This window comes from Campylobacter concisus (assembly GCF_003048375.1).
GTDB lineage: Bacteria > Campylobacterota > Campylobacteria > Campylobacterales > Campylobacteraceae > Campylobacter_A > Campylobacter_A concisus_T.
Window position 1 is genome coordinate 503,563 of sequence record NZ_CP021642.1, and the last position, 21,909, is coordinate 525,471.

The following is a 21,909-nucleotide window of genomic DNA, read 5'->3' on the forward strand; positions in this document are numbered from 1 at the left end:
GAATTTTTAATTATAATTACGCGAAATTTACAAATTTTAAAGGATGAAAAATGTTTTTTGACAGCAAAAATAAAGAGCTTGGTAGTAAAAATGAAGCTTTAGAAAGAGAAAATGAAGCTTTAAAGGCTGAAATTTTAGCACTTAAAAATGAGCTAAAAAATGTCAAAACTTGCGAGCCAAAAGAGCAAGCTAAGGATAAGCAAGAGGCTGTAAATTTGCTGCTTACTAGCTATCAAGATGGTATGAATTTCTTGCAATCAACCATCGAAGAAAACCTAAAAATGCTTGAAAATATAAACCATTTAAATGAAAAAACCTTCAAAGAAACAGGCGAGCTAAAGTCTCAAACGGCTGAAATTTTAAGCTCGATCGAGCAAGTAAGCCAGATGAGTGGCGATCTCTCAAACGACGCTTCTTCGCTTGATGGAAGCGTAAATTCTATCGTTGAGATCATAAATCTCATAAAAGACATCTCAGATCAGACAAATTTGCTAGCACTAAATGCTGCTATCGAGGCGGCTCGTGCGGGCGAGCATGGACGCGGCTTTGCAGTCGTTGCAGATGAGGTTAGAAAGCTTGCAGAGCGCACGCAAAAGGCTACACTTGAGGTTGAAGTAAATATAAATGGCCTTAAGCAAAGTGCAAATACGATGATCGAAATGAGCGAGAGTTTCTCTAAAATTTCAGCAAATGCGATGCAAATTTTAGGCGGTTTTGAGGGCAACATCTCAAGCGTAAATGCCAACACGCAAAACATCCTAAATCAAGCTCTAAATGTCACAAACGAAGTAAATGTAAGCAACGGCAAGATAGATCACATCAACATGAAGCTAAATGGCTACCGAGGCGTGCTTCTTGGCGAGATAAATAAAATTCAAGACGTGCATGAGTGTAGATTTGGCAAGTGGTATGAAAAGGATGTGAAAAATACCATCATAAAAGATCCAAGAACCCTCTCAAGCATAGCTACGCACCACGAAAATGTCCATCACGGACTAGATAAGGCTATGGCGATTTTTGCTGACAAAGATAAGGGGCATCTAGCAGGTGTCGAGATACTAAAAGATGTCGAGCACTCAAGTAAAGCAGGCTTTGAAGAGCTACTTGAAGCGGTAAAAGCTGCTAGGAAATAAATTTATTTAATTTTAGATGTTTTAAAAAGTAAAAATTTGAAGTGAAATTTAGACTCAAAAAGAGTCTAAATTTTATTTTTAAAATGTGCTTTGTGGATCAGCTACGCCTTCACTCCAGCCAAGTTTTGCGCCAGCAAGTAGGTGAAAGTGTAGGTGCATAACCTCTTGACCGCCGTTTTCGCCGCAGTTTGTTATGAGGCGGTAACCGCTCTTATCAACGCCCATTAAGCTCGCCACTTCTTGGATAAATTTAGTCATCTCGCCCATCAAAACTGGATCCATCTCTTGGAAGTTTTTGTAGTGTTTTTTAGGGATGATGAGGATGTGGATCGGCGCTTTTGGGTTGATGTCGTTAAAAGCTAGAAATTTCTCGCTTTCAAGCACTTTGTTACAAGGAATTTCACCAGCAACGATCTTTTCAAATATGGTCATTTTAGCTCCTTTGAAAGTTTGAGAAATTATATCAAAGTGTGCTTAAATTTCGCGCTTTTTATCTTGATTTTAACTCTTTTTCTATAAAATCGATGCAAAAATTCATAAAGGTAAAAAATTGCAAGATTTCATTAACAAAATCAAAAATGAAATTTCAACTCTTGATGATCTCGAGAAGGTCAGGGTAGAAATTTTTGGCAAAAAGGGCATCTTGGCGCAAGGCTTTGCAAAGCTAAAAGAGCTTGGCGAAGATGAAAAAAAGGAATTTGCAGCAAATTTAAATAAGCAAAGAGATGAGCTAAGCGCGCTTATAGAAGCCAAAAAGGCTGAGCTTAGCGAGCAAGAGATAGATAATAAGATGAAAAAAGAGGCCGCTGATATCACGCTCTTTAACGAGCCTGTTGCTAGCGGGGCGCTGCACCCTGTGATGGCTACGATGGATAAGATAATTGAGTATTTTTTAGCTCTAAATTTCTCGCTCGAGACTGGACCGCTTATAGAAGATGATTTTCACAACTTTGAGGCGCTAAATTTACCAAAATACCACCCAGCAAGGGATATGCAAGATACATTTTACCTAGATGATTTTAGACTTTTAAGGACGCATACGAGCCCAGTTCAGGTGCGAACTATGTTAAATCAAAAGCCACCTATCCGCATGATAGCGCCAGGCACGGTCTTTAGACGTGATATGGACTTAACGCATACACCGATGTTTCACCAGGTCGAGGGCCTTGTGGTGGAGGACGCTGAGAAAGTTAGCTTTGCAAATTTAAAATCAATGCTTGAGGGCTTTTTGAAGCACATGTTTGGCGCCGTTGAAGTGCGCTTTCGCCCTAGCTTTTTCCCATTTACGGAGCCTAGCGCAGAGGTTGATATTAGTTGTATATTTTGCCACGGCAAGGGCTGCAGGGTGTGCAAGCAGACTACTTGGCTTGAGGTGCTTGGATGCGGCGTTGTTGATCCAAATGTATTTAAGGCGGTTGGCTATAAAAATGTAAGTGGATATGCCTTTGGCCTTGGCGTTGAGAGATTTGCGATGTTGCTTCATAGAGTGCCTGATCTAAGGTCACTTTTTGAGGGAGATTTAAGATTGTTGGAGCAGTTTAAATGATAATTTCAAAGCATTGGTTAAACGAGTGGATCGACCTTGGCGAGGTTAGCGGCGAGACACTTTCAAAGACATTAAATTCAATCGGTTTAGAAGTTGATAGCTATAAAGAGATAAATTTACCAAAGAGCATCGTAGTTGGCTACGTAAAAAGTAGAGAAAAGCACCCAGATGCCGATAAGCTAAGCGTTTGTCAGGTTGATGTTGGCAGCGAAACGCTTCAGATAGTGTGTGGGGCTAAAAACGTCGAGGCTGGTCAGTTTGTGCCAGTTGCGCTCATTGGTACGACGATGCCAAATGGTCTTGAGATCAAAAAGGCAAAGCTGCGAGGCATCGAGTCATGCGGTATGATCTGCTCTTCAACTGAGCTAGGACTACCTAAGACAAATGACGGCATCTTGCCACTTGATGAGAGTATCGGCAAGCTAAAACTTGGCACAAGTCTTGGTGAATTTGAAGCGTTTAAAGATGTGATCATCGAGGTTGATGTCACAGCAAACAGGGGCGACTGCCAAAATTTACACGGCATCGCAAGAGAAATTTGCACCGCACTTGATCTAAATATGAAAGATAGTCACGAAAATGAAGATAGCGAAAATTTACTAGGCATCGGCAGGATCGCATCTGTGCGAACCGAAGATAAGGTAAATGGCTCGTTTTTGTATAAAGCATTTGAGCTAAAAAATGCATTAAGTGAAAATTTATTAACTCGCTTGAGGCTAGCTCTAATTGATTGTCAAAAGACAAATTTAGTAGAAAGACTGCTTGAATACGCGACATTTTGCACGGGCGTCTTGTTTAGAGCTTATGATCACGCTAAGCTTGTGGGCGAGGGCGAAAAAGCAGTTTTTGACATCAAAAACGGCGAAAATGGTGAGTGCGTGGTCTTTTGCGAGGATAAAAATTTAGGCGTTGCTGGAATTTACCAAAGCGATGAGGCTAGGGTTGATGAGGGCTCAAAGGTGATCTTGGTAGAGGCTAGCTACGTAAAACCAGATATTGTTTCAAAGGCCATTTTTGAAAATAAAAATTTACCAAAAGGCGATCAAGTTTATCGATCAAGCCGTGGTAGCGAGCCAAATTTAGCTTACGGGGCGGACTATCTTTTTAAAAGGCTAGCTGGCTTTAAAGATAGCCTAAGTCTTTTTGCTGGCTCACAACAGTCACTTCTAAACACCGAGCCTATCACGCTTAGCATCTCGCTTGGCGAGCTTAAAAATATGATCGGTCAAGAGGTTGCAAGAAACGATGTCGTTAAAATTTTAAAGAAACTTGGCTTTGAGATCGCGGTAAATGTCGAGCAAGAGAGCTTTAATGTAAAAGTGCCGTTATTTCGCCATGACATCGTAAATTCTCATGATATCTGCGAGGAGATCGTGAGGATAATAGGCATCGACAATATCGCCTCAACGCCGTTAAATTTCTCTGAGAAAAATAGGCTAAATAAGACATATTTTGACTATAAAAATTCTTTAAATTTAAGGCGCCGTGCAGCCGACAATGGCTTTTTTGAAAGCGTGCATTACGTATTTGACAACCTTGATGAGCTAAGTGAGCTAAATTTCAAGCCTTGCAAGATCAAGATACTAAATCCTATAAACAACGAGCTAAACACGCTTAGACCGGCACTTGCAAACCACCTTCTAAGCTCAAGCGAGAAAAACATCAAAAACTCAAAACGCTCAGTTAGGCTTTTTGAGCTTGGCGAAGTTTTTGACGAAAATGCAAATCAAGGTTTAAATTTAGGCTTTGTCGTATCAGGTCTTTTAAAAGAGCCAACACTGATAAACGGCGCAAAGGGCGAAGAGGCAAATTTCTACGCATTTGCAGCGATGGTGCAAAATGTAATAGGTAAATTTGAGCTAAAACCTTGCCAAGAGATATCATATCTTAGCCCATACGAGCAGGCACACATCTATCAAAATGGCGAAAAGATCGGCTATATCGGCAGAGTTGATGCGAGGGTAGAGGCAAAAAGAGATCTGCCTAAAACTTATGTCTGTGAGATTGATTTTGCGAAGCTTAAATTTGAGCCAATCCTTGCAGTGCCATACTCTAAATTTCAAAGCACGACAAGGGATCTTAGTCTCATCGTGCCTGAAAACTTCGAGGCTGGACGAATTTATGAGTGCATAAGAGGGCTAAATTTAAAAGAGTTAAAAGAGTTCTTGCCAGTTGATATCTATAAAGATGCAAAACTAAATGGTGCGATCAGCCTTAGCCTTAAATTTACATTCCAAGATATGGAAAAAACGCTCGAAGATGACGATATAAACGCGCTTATGGATAAAATTTTAAGCGAGCTAAAAGAGAAACTAAATATCGGAATAAGATGAGAATTTATCCATTAGAAAAAAGTCTAAATTTAACCATCGATGACATCGCAGCTGACAAGTCTATCTCGCATAGATGCGCGATGTTTTCGCTTTTAAGCGACAAGCCATCTCGCGTTAGAAACTACCTAAGAGCAGGCGACACTCTAAATACCTTAAAAATAGTCGAGCTCCTTGGCGCAAAAGTAGAGGATAACGGCGCTGAGATAATAATTACTCCGCCACAAAAGATAAAAGAGCCAAATGAAATTTTAGAGTGTGGCAACTCAGGCACGGCAATGAGACTTTTTATGGGGCTATTAGCCGCGCAGGACGGCTTTTTCGTGCTAAGTGGCGATAAATATTTAAATTCTCGTCCGATGGCAAGGATAGCAAAGCCTCTAAATGAAATGGGGGCAAAGATAGATGGCGCAAATAACGCAAACAACGCTCCTCTTTGCATAAGAGGGACGAGATTTGAAAGGTTTAGTTTTGAGAGCAAGATCGCCTCAGCTCAGGTAAAAAGTGCGCTTTTGCTGGCGGCTCTTTACTCAAATGGCTGCAAATTTAGCGAGCCAGAGCTAAGCAGAGACCACACTGAGCGCATGCTTGCTGGCATGGGAGCTGATATAAAGCGTGACGGCTTAGAGATCACTCTGGAGCCTATGAAAGCCCCACTTGCGCCACTTGATATAGACGTGCCAAATGACCCAAGCTCAGCATTTTTCTTTGCGGTTGCAGCTTTAATTATCCCAAATTCGCATATTATTTTAAAAAATATCTTGCTAAATAAAACTCGCATCGAAGCTTACAAAGTTTTAGAAAAAATGGGCGCTGAGATAAAATTTCACAAAACCTCAAGTAAATATGAAGATATCGGCGATATTGAGGTTAGATACTCGCCAAATTTAAAAGGCGTAGAGGTTAGCGAAAATATCTCGTGGCTCATCGACGAAGCCCCAGCTTTAGCCATCGCATTTGCCTGCGCAAAGGGTCAAAGCAAGCTAACAAATGCAAAAGAGCTTCGCGTAAAAGAGAGCGACAGGATAGCTGTCACGATAAATGCGCTAAAGCAGTGCGGCATAGGTGCTAGCGAGCTCGAAGATGGCTTTATCATAATTGGCTCTGAGACTAAATTTGCCACGATAGATAGCCACGGAGATCACAGGATCGCCATGAGCTTTGCCATACTTGGGCTAAAATGTGGCATGCAGATAGAAAAGAGCGAATTTATCGCCACTTCGTTTCCAAATTTTGCTGAAATTTTAAAGAAAATGGGAGCTAAGGTTGAAGATCGAGCTTGCTAGTAGTTATGGTTTTTGCTTTGGCGTAAAAAGAGCGATAAAGATAGCTGAAAATGCTGGAGATGCCGCAACTATCGGTCCGCTCATCCATAACAATGAAGAGATAAATAGGCTTGAGAAAAACTACAATGTAAAGACGCTTGAGGGCATAGATGAGCTAAAAGATGAGAAAAAGGCGATCATTCGCACTCATGGCATCACTAAAAACGACCTTGCAGAGCTAAAAAAAACCGATATAAAAGTGATCGATGCAACTTGTCCGTTTGTGACAAAGCCACAACAAATTTGCGAAAAAATGAGCGAAGAGGGCTATGATGTAGTGATCTTTGGCGACATGCATCACCCAGAGGTAAAAGGAGTGAAGTCGTATGCCAAGGGCAATGTCTATGTCGTGCTTGAAGAGAGTGAGTTAGAGGGCATTAAATTTAAACAAAAGGTCGCGCTTGTTAGCCAAACTACTAGAAAAGTTGAGAAATTTATGCAGATCGCAAACTATCTCATGCTTCATGTAAAAGAGTTGCGCGTTTTTAACACGATCTGCAACGCGACATTTGAAAACCAAGAGGCTGCTAAAAATTTAGCAAAAAGAGCTGACGTGATGATAATAATCGGCGGAAAAAACAGCTCAAACACAAAACAACTCTACCTAATATCTAAAAATTTCTGCGAAGATAGCTATCTTATAGAAAGTGAAGAAGAGCTTGAAAGATCATGGTTTGAGGGCAAAAATTTGTGTGGTATAAGTGCGGGGGCTAGCACACCTGACTGGATCATACAAAAAGTCGTTGATAGAATCAAAAAAGTATAAAATTTATCCTAGCTAAAGCCACAATTAACTATAATAAGCCAATTTGCCTCTACTGGCATAATAAAATTTAAAGGATCAAGATGGCTGTGAACAAAAGTGTTCAATTAGGAAAAGCAAAAGACGAAGATATCGAAGATATTGATTTTGCTGCGATGTTAGAGGAGTCTTTTAAAAAGACTGAAGAAGATAGTGACGCAAAGATCGTCAGTATCAATGGTGATGAGGTTTTAATCGACGTTGGCAAGAAGTCAGAAGGCATTTTAAATGTTTCTGAAATCACTGACACAAACGGCAACCTGACGCATAAAGTTGGCGATACGATCAAAGTTGTAATAACTGGATCAAGAAATGGAAGACCTATAGTGTCGCACAAAAAAGCACTTAGAAAAGAGAAAGTTAAAGCTTTCATTGAAGCTTACGATCCTGAAAATTCTGGCGAAATCGACGTAAAAGTAGTTGGAAAAAATAAAGGTGGTTTTATCACTCAAGACGCAAATGGTGTAGAATTTTTCTTACCAAGAACGCACAGCGGATTTAAAAACGCTGAGGGCGTAGTTGGAAAATCATACAAAGTAAGAGTTATAAAAGTCGATAAAGAAGAGAACAGCATCGTTGTCTCAAGAAAGAAAATTTTAGATGACGACCGCAAAAAACGCAAAGAAGCCCTATCAAGCATAGTAGAAAACGATAGCGTTATAGAGGGCACAGTTAAAAAGATCACAACTTATGGTATGTTTGTTGATGTTGGCGGTGTAGACGGACTTGTGCACTACAGCGAGATAAGCTATAAAGGTCCAGTAAATCCTAGCTCTTTATACAAAGAAGGCGATAAAGTTTTAGTTAAAGTTATTAGCTATGACAATGAAAAACGCCATCTATCTCTATCTATCAAGGCAGCTACTCCAGATCCTTGGGAAGAGATCATAAGCGACGGTCTAGAAGTTGGCGACACTATAAAAGTAACAGTTAGCAACATCGAGCCTTATGGCGCATTTGTCGATCTTGGAAATGATATTGAAGGATTTTTACATATATCTGAAATTTCATGGGACAAAAATATCAAAAATCCAAAAGATCACATTAGCGAAGGTCAAGAGATCGATGTTGAGGTTATCGAAATAGACGCAAAAGGACACCGCTTAAGAGTGAGCCTTAAAAATTTACTTCCAAAGCCATTTGATGAATTTAAAGCTAAATTCAAAGAGGGCGACGTAGTAAAAGGTGTTGTGACAACTATCACAAATTTTGGTGCATTTGTTAGAGTAGGCTGCGTTGAGGGCTTGCTACACAACGAAGATGCATCTTGGGATAGAAATGACAAGTGCAAAGATATGTTTAAGGCTGGCGATGAGCTAGAAGTAAAGATCATCAAAATCGACAGCGCTGAGCAAAAAATTTCTCTAAGCCTAAAAGATCTAAAACAAAGCCCAGTTCAAGCATTTGCTAATAAATTTAGTGTAGGCGACATCGTAAAAGGAACGATCCGTGACATTAAAGACTTTGGCGTGTTTGTTGAGCTTGGCGATAATGTCGATGCGCTAATCCGCAAAGAAGATCTAGGTAGCGTAGATGCTAGCACGTTAAAGATCGGCGATGAGATCGAAGCTGCTATCGCATTTATCGATGAGAAGAAAAATAGAATTCGCCTAAGCATACGCCGTTTAGCAAAACAAAAAGAGCGTGAAGTGTTAAATGAGATCAACGACAACGATGATAAAGTAACACTTGGCGACATCATAAAAGAACAATTACGCTAGTATAAATGGGCAGACGCACGTTTTTATTAGTAGTTGTTCTGCTCTTTGTGATGTTAGGTTTGGTTGGAGTTTATCTTGTTAAATTTGCAAGCGTAAATTTCAGCCAAACTACTGAAAAAAATATTACAAGTGAGCAAAATATAACCAAAAACACAGCTGGCAGTGAAAACTGGATCAATGAGCTGGCAACTATTAAGAAAAAAGATTACGTATTGCCCGTAAATGAAATTTTTATAGAATACAACCGACCTAAGATAGAAAAGCCAAAGATCACAGCATATGAACTTATGATAGATAAAAATGACATCTACTCTATGTTTTGTTTGATGCAGACTTTGCGAAATAGCGAGGTTGATTTCACTGTAGTAAGAGATGGGGCTAAGAGCCAGATCTTTTTAAATACCCAAGACTCAAGGCTTTTGCAAAATATCATTTTGCAGCTAAGAGTTTACGATATCCACTCAAGTGTGAGAGAGGTAAAATTATGAAAACTATCATTGTTTGCGATGCGATACACCCAGTAGGTTTTGAACTTTTAAAAAAAGAACAAGATATAAATGTAATAGACGCAGTTAATACCCCAAAAGATGAGCTTTTAAAAATTTTAGGCGAGGCTGATGTAGCGATCACTAGAAGCTCGACTGAGGTGAATGAGGCGTTTTTAGAAGCTGGTAAGAAGCTAAAAGCTATCGTTAGAGCTGGTGTTGGCGTGGATAACGTTGATATAGATGGCTGTTCAAGAAGAGGCATCATCGCTATGAACGTCCCGACCGCAAATACTATCGCAGCAGTTGAGCTAACTATGGCGCACATGCTAGCAGCTGCAAGATCACTTGAATACGCTCACAACGATCTAAAACTAGATAGAATTTGGAAACGAGAGAAGTGGTATGGAGTTGAGCTTTTTAAGAAAAAGCTAGGCGTGATAGGTTTTGGTAACATCGGCTCAAGAGTAGCAGCTCGCGCAAAAGCTTTTGGCATGGATATCATCGCATACGATCCATATATCGATCCATCTAAAGTCATCGATATGGGTGGCACTTATACTAAAAATTTTGATGACATCTTGGCATGTGACTTCATTACGATCCACACTCCAAAGACTAAAGAGACCACCGATATGATCGGCGCTAAAGAGATAGCAAAGATGAAAGATGGCGTAAGGCTTATAAACTGCGCTAGAGGCGGTCTTTATAACGAAGAGGCACTTTATGAAGGGCTAAAAAGTGGCAAGATAGCATTTGCTGGTATTGACGTCTTTACAAAAGAGCCAGCGACAAGCCATCCGCTTCTTGATCTAAATAATGTAAGCGTCACGCCACACCTTGGGGCAAATACCCTTGAATCACAACGAAATATCGCAGTTGAGGCAGTCGAGCAAGCTATATTGGCAGCACGCGGTATAAGCTATCCAAACGCTTTAAATTTACCTATAAAAACAGAAGATCTACCGCCGTTTGTTGAGCCTTATATCGATCTTACAAGCAAGATGGCATTTCTTGCAGCTCAGATAAACAAAAGCGCGATCAAAGCTATCCGTATAGAGACTCACGGGCAGATTGGTGAATATGCAAATTCAATGCTAACTTTTGCAATCGTTGGCGCTTTAAAAGAGAGTCTTGGCGATGCGATAAACTACGTAAATGCTAAATTTTTATGCGACGAAAAAGGCATAACTACCGAAACTAGCACAGGTGGAGATAGTATCTTTAAAAACAAGATCACAGTTCGAATTACGACTGAAAATGGCATCGTAAGCGTTGGTGGCACGGTCTTTGGTGAAAATCAACAACGCATCGTAACCGTAAATGGCTTTAAGACTGACTTCAAGCCAAAAGGCAAGATGATCATCTTTAAAAACCACGACGTACCAGGCGTTATCGCTCAGATCAGTAAAATTTTAGCTGATGAGAAGATAAATATCGCAGACTTCCGTCTTGGTAGAGATGAGCACGGCATGGCGCTTGCGGTCATCTTGGTTGATGAACATATAAAAACAGAAACGCTAGAGAGATTAAACGCACTTGAAGCTTGTGTTTGGGCTCAATACGCAGTTATATAACAAATTACGAAAGGATAAAAAATGGCTTCATATTCAATGGGCGATCTAAAAAAGGGACTAAAGATCGAGATCGATGGCGTTCCTTATAAAATCGTAGAATATCAACACGTTAAACCGGGCAAGGGCGCAGCTTTTGTTCGTGCAAAGATCAAATCTTTTGTCGATGGAAAGGTTCTTGAAAAGACTTTTCACGCAGGCGATAAGTGCGAGCAGCCGCATCTTGAAGAAAAAGAGATGCAATACCTCTATGATGATGGTGAGTTTTGCCAGTTTATGGACACGACTACTTACGAGCAAGTTGCGATCAGCGACGAGGATGTGGGCGATGTTAAAAAATGGATGATCGATGGCATGATGGTTGAAATTTTATTTCACAACGGCAATGCTATCGGCGTTGAAGTGCCACAAGTAGTCGAGCTAAAGATAGTTGAAACTCCACCAAATTTCAAGGGTGACACACAAGGTGGCAAAAAGCCAGCTACTCTTGAGAGCGGCGCGGTAGTTCAGATACCATTTCACGTACTAGAAGGCGAGGTCATCCGCGTTGATACAGTTCGTGGCGAGTACATCGAGCGCGCAAATAAATAACCATACATCTGGCACGTTAAATTTATGAAAGAGAAATTTGACGAGCTTATCGCTCTGCTAAAGCCGCTATTTAAGGATAATGGTTTTAGCAAGAGCGCTTTAAATTTCTACAAAAATACCACAAATTTTATCTATGTTGTAAATTTTCAAAAAAGTAGTGGCAATAGCTCAGAGCGCACGAGATTTTATATAAATTGCGGCATTTACGCCCCTTTTATAGAGGCTACTCTTGGCAAAGAAGCGCTTAGCAAGCCAAAAGAGTATGAGTGCCATTACAGAGCCAGAATACATGAAATCACTCGCACATCTGCTTCACACTACGAGCTAGAGCCAGATAGTGACGTGGCTAAAATTTATGAAAATGTAGCAAACGATCTTGGCTTTGTTTTTAAATTTTTTGAGCAAAATAACTCTGAAGCAAATTTAATAGAGCTAATACTCGAACAAAACGGCCTTGCAGCGATAAATCAGCTCTACGAATATCTTTTGATAAAAGATAAATGTGAAATTTTGATCTCTCATGCCAAAAGGCTCTTCACAAAGCACGGCATTGAAGCAAGGTGGGGTAAATTTCAAAACCAGATAAACGAGCTGCTTAAAAAATATAAAAAAGATGAGATAAATTTTAAAGAGTAAATTTGGAGCAAAACGAGGCAGTTGCCTGCCCCGCTAGTTAGCATTAAGCCGACTTTTCTTTGAGATATTTGTTTATAAGAGTTGTGATCTCTTCGCCGTGTGGGAACCTTGACTCATCGTTTCCGATGCGATCCTTTTTAGAAAAGATAACGTTTCCATCAACCTCGACGATGAAATTTCCACCATCTCCTACAACCAACTCGACTCTTGCATCACTAAAGTTCGCTTTTATTTCATCTTCTACACGAGAAGCTACCGGACGATAGTTTCAAGAGTTGCAGTAAATAATTTTTACTTGCATGCTCTGTCCTTTCTTGTGAAATAAGCTTTGATTATATAAAATTTATCCTAACAAACAGATAACACAAGAAAGGACGATTTTATGAAAAAGGTAGCCGTAATCCTAGCTGATGGTTTTGAGGAGATCGAGGCGCTAACCTCCGTCGATGTTTTGCGTAGAGCTGGAGCTATAGCATCTATCGCTAGCTTGAAGGACGCGCAGATCAGAGGTGCTCACAATATAAATGTAAAAGCTGATGTCACACTTCGTGAGGTGGAGGAGCTAGGCTATGATGCGATCGTGCTTCCAGGAGGTCTGCCTGGTGCAGAAAATCTTGCAAATGACGCTAAGCTAAGGGAAATTTTGCAAGAATTTGATAAAAAAGGCAAGCTAATTTGTGCCATTTGTGCCGCTCCTATGGTGCTTGAGCGAGCACGTGTGCTTAAAGAGCATTTTGTTTGCTATCCTGGCTTTGAAGAAAATGTAAGAAGCGACAAAAGAGGCTACGTGAGCGATAAAAACGTGCTAAAAGATCAAAATATCATCACTGGCAAGGGGCCAGCTTTTTCTATGGAATTTGCGCTTTTTATAGTGAAAAATTTGCTTGGCGAAGAGGCCTATCTTAAAGTAAAAAATGATTTACTTTATAAATAGTTTATAAAAAAATTGTAATTTTTTATTTAATTATTCTACTTAAACTTAAGGATAAATTTTGTTTAGTGATAGATATTATAATGCCGTATTGTTGCGATTTATTGTATTTAAGGATATTTTTTAAAAATTTGTAATATTTTTCTTGATTTTTACATCTTTTTGACGGAAATAAGCTATTATTTCTCTAATCGATCAGATCGATAATTTTTTTAAGGAATAATCCTGTGAACATTTATGTAGGAAATTTGTCGTATAGAACGACAGAGGCAGAGTTGAAGGAAGCTTTTGCACAATTTGGTGAAGTAAGGCGCGCAAAAATCGTAAAAGATAGAGAAACAGACCGCTCAAAGGGCTTTGGCTTTGTTGAAATGGACGACGCGAACGAGGGCCAAAAGGCGATCGACGCACTAAATGAAAAAGAACTTGGCGGACGCACTTTAAGAGTAAATGAGGCTAGACCAAGGGATTAATGACTATTTGCCACCATCTGGTGGCATAGTCTCGCGCATAGCTCCGACACCAAGTGGCTATCTACACGCTGGCAACGCCTACAATTTCATCTTGACTTACCTTTTGACGCGCTCACTGAGCGGTGTTTTGCACTTAAGGATTGATGATTATGACCTTGGCAGATACCGGCGCGAATTTGTTCAAAATATCTTTGACGTTTTAGAATTTTTAGGGCTTTGCTATGACAAAGGTGCTAAAAGCATAGACGACTTTGAGCAAAATTTTAGCTTCAAAACAAGAGCCAAAAGATATGAAAACGCACTTAAAAAGCTAGATGAAATTTACATTTGTGAGTGCACAAGAGCCACAAAAGATGCCTATAAAAACGGCATTTACACTAAAATTTGCAAAGATAAAAAGCTAAAATTTATAAAAGATAAAACCGCTATTAGACTAAGCGTGGATGAAAATGATGAGCTTGGCAGGCAAGTGGCAGCGCAGATGGGCGATTTTGTCATTTACAAAAAGGATTTTACCCCAGCTTACAACTTCGCAAGCGTCATAGACGATGAGGATATGGGAGTAAATTTAGTGGTTAGAGGCGAGGACCTGCTGCCTTGCACGCTAGCTCAAAGATACCTTGCAAAAAGGCTAAATTTTAGCTTTTTAAATGCTAAATTTATCCACCACAAGCTACTTTTAGACGGAGCCAAAAAGCTTTCTAAAAGCTCCAAGTCGCCACCAATAGATCTAAGTCAAAGTCCTCAAATTTACTACAAAATGTTAGCAAATGATCTTGGACTAAATTTAAGCTCAGCAGATAAAATTTCAAACTTGCTTTATGAATTTATGCTTAAAAATATAGCTGAGAGGTTGATGAACTCTAAAAATTTGATATAAATTTAGATATGTAGTGCTGGTGTTATTGTTTGCACTATTTTGCAAATTTTAAAACTTTCATTCACTCGCAAGAATTGACTACTAAAATTTAGCTTCGCTTAGCGCTTAGCTCAAATTTTAAAGCCGAAATTACTCGTTCATAAATTTTTAAAATTTGCCTACACTTGCCTGACGATAAAACGCATGCAGTGCGTCAGCGCTATTGCATGCCACCTCTAACGTGCGAGAGGTTTGGGGGGATTTAAAAAGGGGGATAAGGGGACGGCTTTGCTTCGCAAGCTCGCAACTGCAAGCAGAGCGTAATTCAAGCCTCTTCCCCCTTAACAAGAAAAACAAACATTTAAATTTGATTAGATTGCTTTGCAAATTTTAAATTTTCACTCACTCGCAAGAATTGACTACTAAAATTTGGCTTTGCTTGCAGCTTAGCTCAAATTTTAGAGCCGAAATTACTCGCTTATGAAATTTTAAAATTTGCTGGAAATTTCTTAAAAATAAATCGCATGCAGTGCGCTAGCACTAAAGCATGCCCTTTCAACGTGCGAGGGGATTGGGGGATTTAAAAAGGGGGATAAGGGGACGGCCTCGTAATTCAAGTCCCCTTGTCTCCCTTTTGGATAAAAGAGTTTTTAAATTTAAGGTCTGTATTTTTAAAAGAGAAATTTGCTATTTTGTAAATTTTAAAATTTCATTCACTCGCAAGAATTGACTACTAAAATTTGGCTTCGCTTGCAGCTTAGCTCAAATTTTAGAGCCGAAATTACTCGCTCATGAAATTTTAAAATTTGCTGGAATTTCAATAAAATGTATGCATCGCAAAGCAAATTTTAAAATCTTACTCACTCGCCTTAGCAGACTACTAAATTTAAAGCCGTGATTTGCCGGCTCTAATTTTAAAATTTGTCAAACGCTAAATAGCGCAGTGTTACAGCATAATCGCGCGCTTTGCTCTTGCTATAGACTGAAAAATCTCTAAATTTTAAAGCTATCATTAAGCTATCATCAAGCGCCTTATTAGCCAAAATTTTGTAAAATCCGCTCATTAAAAAGGATAAAAAATGAGTGAAAATTCTGGCTTTACACACCTACATTTACACACCGAATACTCCCTACTAGACGGAGCAAACAAGATAGAAGAGCTAGCTCATACGCTCCATGACAGAGGCGACACGGCAGCAGCGATCACAGATCACGGCAACATGTTTGGCGCGATTGATTTTTACAAAAAGATGAAAAAAAATGGGATAAAACCGCTAATTGGCATTGAGGCATACGTGCATAACGGCGAACAGCTCGATGACAAGAGCACCAAACAGCGCTTTCACCTCATCCTAATCGCCAAAAACGAGACCGGCTATAAAAATCTGATGTATCTTAGCTCCATGAGCTATATCGAGGGCTTTTACTACTATCCTCGTATCAATAAAAAAATTTTAAAAGAGCATAGCGAGGGCCTAGTTTGCAGCTCTGCTTGCTTGCAGGGCGAGGTGAGCTGGCATCTAAATTTAAGCGACCGTAACGTCAAATTTGGCGCTAAAGGCTACGAGCGGGCAAAAGAGGTCGCGCTTGAATATAAAGAAATTTTTGGCGATGACTTTTACCTTGAGATCATGCGCCACGGCATCGGCGATCAAAGGCGCATAGATGATGACATTTTGCGTATCGCAAAAGAGACTGGCATCAAGGTCATCGCCACAAATGACACCCACTACACTTTTAAAGAAAGAGCCGCTGCACACGAGGTTTTCATGTGCATCGCGATGAACAAAACCTTAGACGATCCAAACCGCCTTCGCCACAGCGTCCATGAGTTTTTTGTTAAAAGCAAAGAGCAGATGAATGAGCTATTTTTAGATATCCCTGAAGTGATAGAAAATACCCAAGAGATCGTGGATAAGTGCAACCTTGAGATCAAGCTTGGCAACCCAACTCCGCCAAATTTTAAATTTACTCTTGAGTGCGCTAAGGAGAGAAATTTGACCCTCCCAGAGCCAGAAAACAGATATAGCTTCAAAAATGACGCTGTATTTTTTGAGCATGAGTGTAGAAAGGGTCTTGAAGAGAGGCTGAAATTTGTCCCTGAAAATTTACACGAAGAGTATAGAAAGCGCCTTGAGATAGAGATCGGCATCATCAATAAGATGAATTTCCCAGGATATATGATGATCGTTTGGGACTTCATCAACGAAGCCAAGCGCAGAGGCGTGCCAGTTGGCCCAGGACGTGGCTCCGCGGCTGGTAGCTTGGTCGCTTACTCGCTAAAGATCACCGACCTTGATCCTATCCCATACAACCTGCTTTTTGAGAGATTTCTAAACCCAGAGCGCGTTAGCATGCCAGATATCGACGTGGATTTTTGCCAGAGCAGACGCGGCGAGATCATCGACTACGTCACGCAAAAATACGGTAAATTTAACGTTGCTGGCGTTATTACATTTGGTAAATTGCTCGCAAAGGGTGTCATTAGAGATGTCGCTAGAGTCTGCGACATGCCTTATGCGGAGGCTGATGCGATGGCAAAGCTTATCCCTGATGAGCTTAACATCACGCTAAAAGACGCCTACGAGAAAGAGCCAAAGATAGCTGAGCTAATCAGTCAAAATCCAAAGGCGGCAAAAATTTGGAAATTTGCCCTTGATCTTGAGGGGCTAAACAGAAACGCAGGTCAGCACGCAGCGGGTGTCGTCATCTCAAACGAAGAGCTTTGGAATAAAACCCCGCTATTTCGCCAGCCAAACAGCCCAGAAGATCGCTTTGTGACGCAGTATAGCCTCAAATACCTTGAAGACGTTGATTTAATAAAATTTGACTTTCTTGGCCTTAAGACGCTAACGGTTATCGACAATGCGATCAAACTCGTTAAACAGCGCACTGGCAGAGACATCATCTGGGAGCAGGTCGATAAAAACGACTCTGGCGTTTATAAAATGATACAAAGTGGCCAAGCCATCGGCATCTTTCAGATAGAGGGCGAGGGCATGAGAAAGCTAGGAACTAGCCTGCGCCCAGACTGCTTTGAGGATATCGTCGCGATGCTAGCACTCTACCGACCAGGACCGATGGAGAGTGGTATGCTTGATGACTTCGTCAAAAGAAAACATGGCGAGGCGGAGATAACATACGCATTTAAGGAGCTTGAGCCGATCCTTGCGCCAACATACGGCGTCATCGTCTATCAAGAACAAGTCATGCAGATCGTGCAAGCCATAGGCGGCTTTAGTCTTGGTGGGGCGGACCTTGTGCGCCGTGCGATGGGTAAAAAGATCAAAGAGGAGATGGATAGGCTAAAGGGCGAGTTTGTAAAAGGCGCTGAGGCTAAGGGGCTAAATGGCCAAAAGGCGGACGATCTTTTCGAGCTGATCGTTAAATTTGCAGGATATGGCTTTAACAAGTCTCACTCCGCAGCCTACGCTTATGTCACATTTCAGACTGCTTATCTGAAGGCTTACTATCCGGCTGAATTTATGGCGGCACTTCTAACAAGCGAGGAGAGCAACGTCGATAAGATCGTTCGCTACATCGATGAGATAAAACGCATAAACATCGATACTTTGCCACCATCTATCAACAAATCAACCAAAGAATTTAGCGTAGTTAAAAATGGTGATCACGACGGCATTATATTTGGGCTTGGAGCGATTAAAGGCGTTGGCGGAGCAGCAATTGAGAACATCATCGCTGAGCGTGACGCAAAGGGCGAGTTTAAGAGCATGGATGACTTTGTCTCAAGGATCGATCCATTTAAGGTCAATAAAAAGGTCTTTGAAAGCCTTATAAAAGCTGGCTGCTTCGATGAATTTGGCTTTAGCCGCAAGATGCTTTTACAAAATGTAGAAAATATCGTAGAAGCTTGCAAAAATGCAGCTCAGATACGTAAAAATGCGGCCGAGAGCCTCTTTGGCGAAGATGATAGCATGAATGATGTGAAGATAAATTTCGTCACTATAGATGATGAATTTGACATCAAACAGATCTTGAAATTTGAGCAAGAGAGCGTTGGTATCTACCTCTCAGGACATCCGCTTGATGACTATAAGGACGAGATAAATAAGATCAAATACACGCTAAGCTCGGAGTTTGAAACCTTGCCACAAAGTGCTGAAATTTTGGTGGTTGGCAAGATCGAGGACTTTAGCACAAGGATCACAAAAAGTGGCAAAAAAATGGGCACTATAAATGTGCTGGACTTTCACGGCAACATCGAGATCGCCGTCTTTGAAAGAGAGCTTGGCAACATCGAAGATATCGTAAAAGACGAGGCAAAGCGCGATCTGCCTTATGCATTTAGGATAAATATCTCGCGCGACGATCAGTTTGTAAGGACAAATTTAAATGAGGTTTATAGCCTAGAAGATGCGCAAAATTTAGACTTTAAGACTAGAAAGCTAAAGCAAAACTCTAAATTTAGTAAAAACGAAGATGCGAGCGCCCCTCAAAAAGTAAGAGAGTATGCCGAGCTAGAGGTGCTTTTAAGTCTTAGCGAGCTTAGCAGGCAAAAGCTGGAGCAAATTTACTCGCTAGTTTTTAGCAAAAATGCGCCAAATAATCAAAAACGGCTAATTTTGAAGATAAAAAATGAAACGACAGGCGAAATTTTCATCTATAAGACTGACTTTATCGTAAGCGACGATGTAGGCGAAGAGATAGAAAAGCTCGCTGCTTCGGCGTAAATTTAAGGACAAGAAATGTTTGATATTTTTAGAAAAAAGAGCCATTTTTTAGATGAGCTTGGCATAGATAAAAGTAACTGGAGTGAGCTTTTTAGCGCTTGCCTTGGCAGAGCGATGCTGCTTCAAAAACGGCTTTTTAAGCAAGTGGTTGAGGCTAGCAAATGGCAGGCTGACTTTGAAAGTGGCAAAATTTGCTTTGACAAGCAGGAGTTTGATATGCAGTTTATCGGCTCTGAAAGCTTTTCGTCTAGCACTTGGCTTTTGGGGCTATGAAAATGTAAATGGCTTTGACGAGCGCTTGCTTAGCCTTGCAAACAGGGCGCGTGAGTTTGGCGAGAAATTTGGGCTTGAAGCGTTTAGCACGGCGCAGTTTGAGCTGGACGAAAATGTAAATGGTCATACGCTCAGCATGGTTGCTTGCGTGGCGCTTGGCGAGGAGCTAAGCTACTACAAAATTGATTACGACGGAGGCGCTGCATACGTGGCATTTAGGGCGGAGACCATCTTTAAAGAGCCAGTTTTAGCAAACGAAGTAGTAAGCGTAGTAAATGAGTGCATAAGCGCCTATGAGCTAGATCACAGGCTTTTTATAAAAGGACTTTTGCTAGGTTGCGAGATAAAATTTAGCGAAAACAAAGATGAGATAGTAGCTAAGTTTAAGGATGAACTTAGCTTTAAATTTGATGATCTTAATAGACTGACAAATATCTCCGCGAAGTTGTAAGTTTATATTTTAGCTGGGTTATTAGGCACTTAGCTTAATAATCTAGCTCTTTTCTTAGTAAATTTATCTCATCTATCACCATTTGTGGCTTTAGCTCTTTCATGCAAGCATGCGTTTTTAGCGGGCAAACTCGCTTCATACAGGGCATGCAAGCTAAATTTAGATGCACTATCTTTGCAAATTCATTGCCCCAGGGCGAGGTTTCGCTAAATTTTGTCGGTCCAAAAAGAGCGATCGTTGGTATATGAAAAGCGGCAGCTACGTGCATAGGGCCGCTATCGTTTGTGACGAAAATGCCATTTTTGCTAAGCCCAGCTATGCGCTCACAAAGCTCTTTGACACTGGTTTTGCCAGCTAAATTTTGGCAGGCTGCGCCGTTTTCTTTTAAAATTTGCTCTATTTTTTCACAAATTTCTTGCTCGCCTTTGCCACCAAAGATAACGATCTCAAACTCATCTTTAAAATTTAAAGCCACCTGCGCAAAGTACTCTGGATACCATCTTTTCGCACTTCCATAGCTCGCACCTGGATTTAGAGCTAGTGTTTTTTTGGTTGAAATTTGAGGTGTAAAATGCAGCTTTAGCTGAGTAGAAATTTCGCTTAGGCCTAGGGCATTTTTTACAAAATTTGCATATTTTAGCACCTGATGAAGGACGGTTTTGCTCTTTTTAAAGATGGCTTTTTTCTTAGCGTCTATAAAAAAGAGTAAAAATTTGCTAGCAAACGAGCTTCTAAAGCTAAGTGCTAGATCAAATTTGCCAAGACTTTTAGCACTTTTTGCAAGTGATAAAAATCTAAATTTAGCCTTTTTGCTCTCATCAACGACCACTTTTTCGCAGTTTGGATGGCTTTTGTAAAGCTCGCAAGCTACAAATGAGCCAAAAAAAACGATTTGTAAATTCTTCTCATTTTGCACCAAATTTTCGATCGCAGCGCTTGCCATCACGCTATCACCTAGCCAGGTTGGAAGCTCGATAAAAACTCTCATTTTAGGGCGTCTTTTATCACTTCAAGCGTAAGAGCGGCGTTCTTTTCAATGCTAAAATTTAAAGAAAGCTCGTAGGCTTTCTCTTGTAGGCTCGCTAAAAGCTCGTGGTCTGTGAGAATTTCATCTATAAACTCCAGTGCGCTCTCGTCATTTGGGCTTTGAAGCACAAATTTATCTTCTAAAATCTCGCTAGCGCCATTTTGAGCCGTCGTAAAGACCACGTTTTTAAAGCTAAGCGCCTCTAGCACGACATTTGAAAATGGCTCATAGTGCGTTGGAAAGATAAAAATATCGCTCGCCTCATAAAATTTCGCCGTGCTCTTTTGTTCGCCGAGAAAGTAGGCGTTTAGTCCAAGTTTTTTAGCTAGGCGTTTGTAGCTTGAGATGTTTTTGTCTTTGCCGACAATGAGCGTATTTACGGGCGTTTTTAGCTTTGAAGCAAGGAGTAAAAACTCTTTTAGCCCCTTTCTTTTAAAGCCATTTCCCACAAAAAGCAGGGTCGCAAGCTCAAATTTAAGTCCAAATTCCTCACAAAGCGTGAGCTTTGCCTCGGCTTTTTGCACCCTTTGAGGTAAATTTACGCCGTTATAAATAGTCGTGATCTTTTCAGGCTCTATGCCGTAAGTCGCGATGATCTGCTCTTTTATGAAATTTGAGTTTGTGATGATTTTTTGGGAGTTTTTAAAGCATTTTTTCTCTAAGTATGGATAGACGAAATTTAGGGGGTTTAGCCACCAAAAGTTCTTTGTCACCCTATAAACCTTGTGCACGCCGTCTCCAGCCCTGTAGATATCGGCGCAGCTTACTCGCTCTAGACTAAAATAAAACTCGTCCTCTTTTTTTTGGCGTTTTACTTGGCGGTTAAAATTTAGCGCCTTTTTCCAAGAAGATATGCCAGCATCTCCAAGATATGAGCGAATTTCTGTTTGGATACCAAGCTCATTTAGGGCCTTAATAAGCCTTCTTAAGTATCTTTCAGCACCTCCAACTGCGTTTGGATTAGTTCTTAAAAATACTATTTTTTTCATCTATAACTCCGCCAAAAACATTTTTAAATAATATTAAATTATTTAATAATACAAAAAAATGCCTTAACCTAA

20 protein-coding genes and 1 pseudogene are annotated in these 21,909 nt (G+C 40.4%); 17 read left to right on the forward strand and 4 right to left on the reverse strand.

Translation table 11 applies throughout. The annotated features are described in order from the left end of the window. Positions 1–461: 461 nt before the first annotated feature. Positions 462–767, forward strand: a pseudogene (locus tag CCS77_RS10815) (methyl-accepting chemotaxis protein); the annotation flags it as partial. 57 nt (positions 768–824) lie between these two features. After that, on the forward strand, positions 825–1,133 hold the full coding sequence (locus tag CCS77_RS10820) for a CZB domain-containing protein (protein ID WP_430516332.1): 309 nt from the start codon (positions 825–827) through the stop codon (positions 1,131–1,133). 78 nt (positions 1,134–1,211) lie between these two features. Here CCS77_RS10820 and CCS77_RS02545 read toward each other — a convergent pair whose 3' ends face one another. Beyond that, a complete protein-coding gene (locus CCS77_RS02545) occupies positions 1,212–1,565 on the reverse strand; it encodes a histidine triad nucleotide-binding protein (protein WP_004317216.1) in 354 nt (117 codons plus the stop codon). Between the two features lie 118 nt (positions 1,566–1,683). Here CCS77_RS02545 and pheS point away from each other — a divergent pair, with 118 nt between their 5' ends. From pheS to CCS77_RS02590, 9 genes are all read left to right on the forward strand, one after another. Further along, the gene (pheS, locus tag CCS77_RS02550; RefSeq protein ID WP_107916469.1) at positions 1,684–2,679 is read left to right on the forward strand and encodes a phenylalanine--tRNA ligase subunit alpha; all 996 of its coding nucleotides are present in this window, start codon (positions 1,684–1,686) and stop codon (positions 2,677–2,679) included. After that, complete coding sequence (pheT, locus tag CCS77_RS02555) at positions 2,676–5,012, forward strand: phenylalanine--tRNA ligase subunit beta (protein ID WP_107916470.1); 2,337 nt, start codon at positions 2,676–2,678, stop codon at positions 5,010–5,012. Before pheS ends, pheT begins: the two co-directional genes overlap by 4 nt. Continuing rightward, positions 5,009–6,295, forward strand: a complete 1,287-nt coding sequence (aroA, locus tag CCS77_RS02560) for a 3-phosphoshikimate 1-carboxyvinyltransferase (protein ID WP_107916471.1) — start codon at positions 5,009–5,011, stop codon at positions 6,293–6,295. The genes pheT and aroA overlap by 4 nt, the downstream gene beginning before the upstream one ends. Next, positions 6,276–7,100, forward strand: a complete 825-nt coding sequence (locus CCS77_RS02565) for a 4-hydroxy-3-methylbut-2-enyl diphosphate reductase (protein WP_103605497.1) — start codon at positions 6,276–6,278, stop codon at positions 7,098–7,100. Before aroA ends, CCS77_RS02565 begins: the two co-directional genes overlap by 20 nt. 80 nt (positions 7,101–7,180) lie before the next feature. Continuing rightward, a complete protein-coding gene (locus CCS77_RS02570) occupies positions 7,181–8,857 on the forward strand; it encodes a 30S ribosomal protein S1 (RefSeq protein WP_107916472.1) in 1,677 nt (558 codons plus the stop codon). Positions 8,858–8,862: 5 nt separating this feature from the next. Next, positions 8,863–9,345, forward strand: coding sequence for a hypothetical protein (locus CCS77_RS02575; RefSeq protein ID WP_103602688.1), 483 nt, complete (start codon positions 8,863–8,865; stop codon positions 9,343–9,345). Next, complete coding sequence (serA, locus tag CCS77_RS02580; protein WP_223230287.1) at positions 9,339–10,919, forward strand: phosphoglycerate dehydrogenase; 1,581 nt, start codon at positions 9,339–9,341, stop codon at positions 10,917–10,919. Before CCS77_RS02575 ends, serA begins: the two co-directional genes overlap by 7 nt. Positions 10,920–10,940: 21 nt before the next feature. Next, positions 10,941–11,507 (forward strand): elongation factor P, encoded by a 567-nt coding sequence (gene efp, locus CCS77_RS02585; RefSeq protein WP_004317246.1) that lies wholly within the window; start codon positions 10,941–10,943, stop codon positions 11,505–11,507. A gap of 24 nt (positions 11,508–11,531) precedes the next feature. Beyond that, positions 11,532–12,143, forward strand: a complete 612-nt coding sequence (locus CCS77_RS02590) for a DUF4304 domain-containing protein (RefSeq protein WP_107916473.1) — start codon at positions 11,532–11,534, stop codon at positions 12,141–12,143. A gap of 43 nt (positions 12,144–12,186) precedes the next feature. Here the strand turns inward: CCS77_RS02590 and CCS77_RS02595 are convergent, their stop codons facing one another. After that, the gene (locus tag CCS77_RS02595; protein ID WP_257639680.1) at positions 12,187–12,444 is read right to left on the reverse strand and encodes a SelT/SelW/SelH family (seleno)protein; all 258 of its coding nucleotides are present in this window, start codon (positions 12,442–12,444) and stop codon (positions 12,187–12,189) included. An 81-nt stretch (positions 12,445–12,525) separates the two neighbouring features. Between CCS77_RS02595 and CCS77_RS02600 the strand changes: the two genes are divergently transcribed. From CCS77_RS02600 to CCS77_RS02625, 6 genes are all read left to right on the forward strand, one after another. Next, a complete protein-coding gene (locus tag CCS77_RS02600) occupies positions 12,526–13,077 on the forward strand; it encodes a DJ-1 family glyoxalase III (protein ID WP_103647540.1) in 552 nt (183 codons plus the stop codon). A 224-nt stretch (positions 13,078–13,301) separates the two neighbouring features. Next, positions 13,302–13,547 carry an RNA recognition motif domain-containing protein gene (locus CCS77_RS02605; RefSeq protein WP_009294719.1) on the forward strand — a complete coding sequence of 82 codons (246 nt, stop codon included), beginning with the start codon at positions 13,302–13,304 and terminating at the stop codon, positions 13,545–13,547. Further along, positions 13,525–14,427: a glutamate--tRNA ligase family protein gene (locus tag CCS77_RS02610; RefSeq protein ID WP_107916474.1), complete on the forward strand. Its 903-nt coding sequence runs from the start codon at positions 13,525–13,527 to the stop codon at positions 14,425–14,427. Before CCS77_RS02605 ends, CCS77_RS02610 begins: the two co-directional genes overlap by 23 nt. Before the next feature lie 1,058 nt (positions 14,428–15,485). Further along, positions 15,486–19,097, forward strand: a complete 3,612-nt coding sequence (dnaE, locus tag CCS77_RS02620) for a DNA polymerase III subunit alpha (protein WP_107916476.1) — start codon at positions 15,486–15,488, stop codon at positions 19,095–19,097. A gap of 15 nt (positions 19,098–19,112) precedes the next feature. Beyond that, a complete protein-coding gene (locus tag CCS77_RS10460) occupies positions 19,113–19,370 on the forward strand; it encodes a DUF6882 domain-containing protein (RefSeq protein ID WP_201741724.1) in 258 nt (85 codons plus the stop codon). Beyond that, positions 19,309–19,821, forward strand: coding sequence for a DUF6882 domain-containing protein (locus tag CCS77_RS02625; protein ID WP_201741725.1), 513 nt, complete (start codon positions 19,309–19,311; stop codon positions 19,819–19,821). The genes CCS77_RS10460 and CCS77_RS02625 overlap by 62 nt, the downstream gene beginning before the upstream one ends. A 34-nt stretch (positions 19,822–19,855) precedes the next feature. Here the strand turns inward: CCS77_RS02625 and waaF are convergent, their stop codons facing one another. Together waaF and CCS77_RS02635 are read right to left on the reverse strand one after the other, a co-directional pair. Next, positions 19,856–20,809 (reverse strand): lipopolysaccharide heptosyltransferase II, encoded by a 954-nt coding sequence (waaF, locus tag CCS77_RS02630; protein WP_107916477.1) that lies wholly within the window; start codon positions 20,807–20,809, stop codon positions 19,856–19,858. Beyond that, positions 20,806–21,837 carry a glycosyltransferase family 4 protein gene (locus tag CCS77_RS02635; protein WP_107916478.1) on the reverse strand — a complete coding sequence of 344 codons (1,032 nt, stop codon included), beginning with the start codon at positions 21,835–21,837 and terminating at the stop codon, positions 20,806–20,808. Before CCS77_RS02635 ends, waaF begins: the two co-directional genes overlap by 4 nt. Between the last annotated feature and the right edge of the window lie 72 nt (positions 21,838–21,909).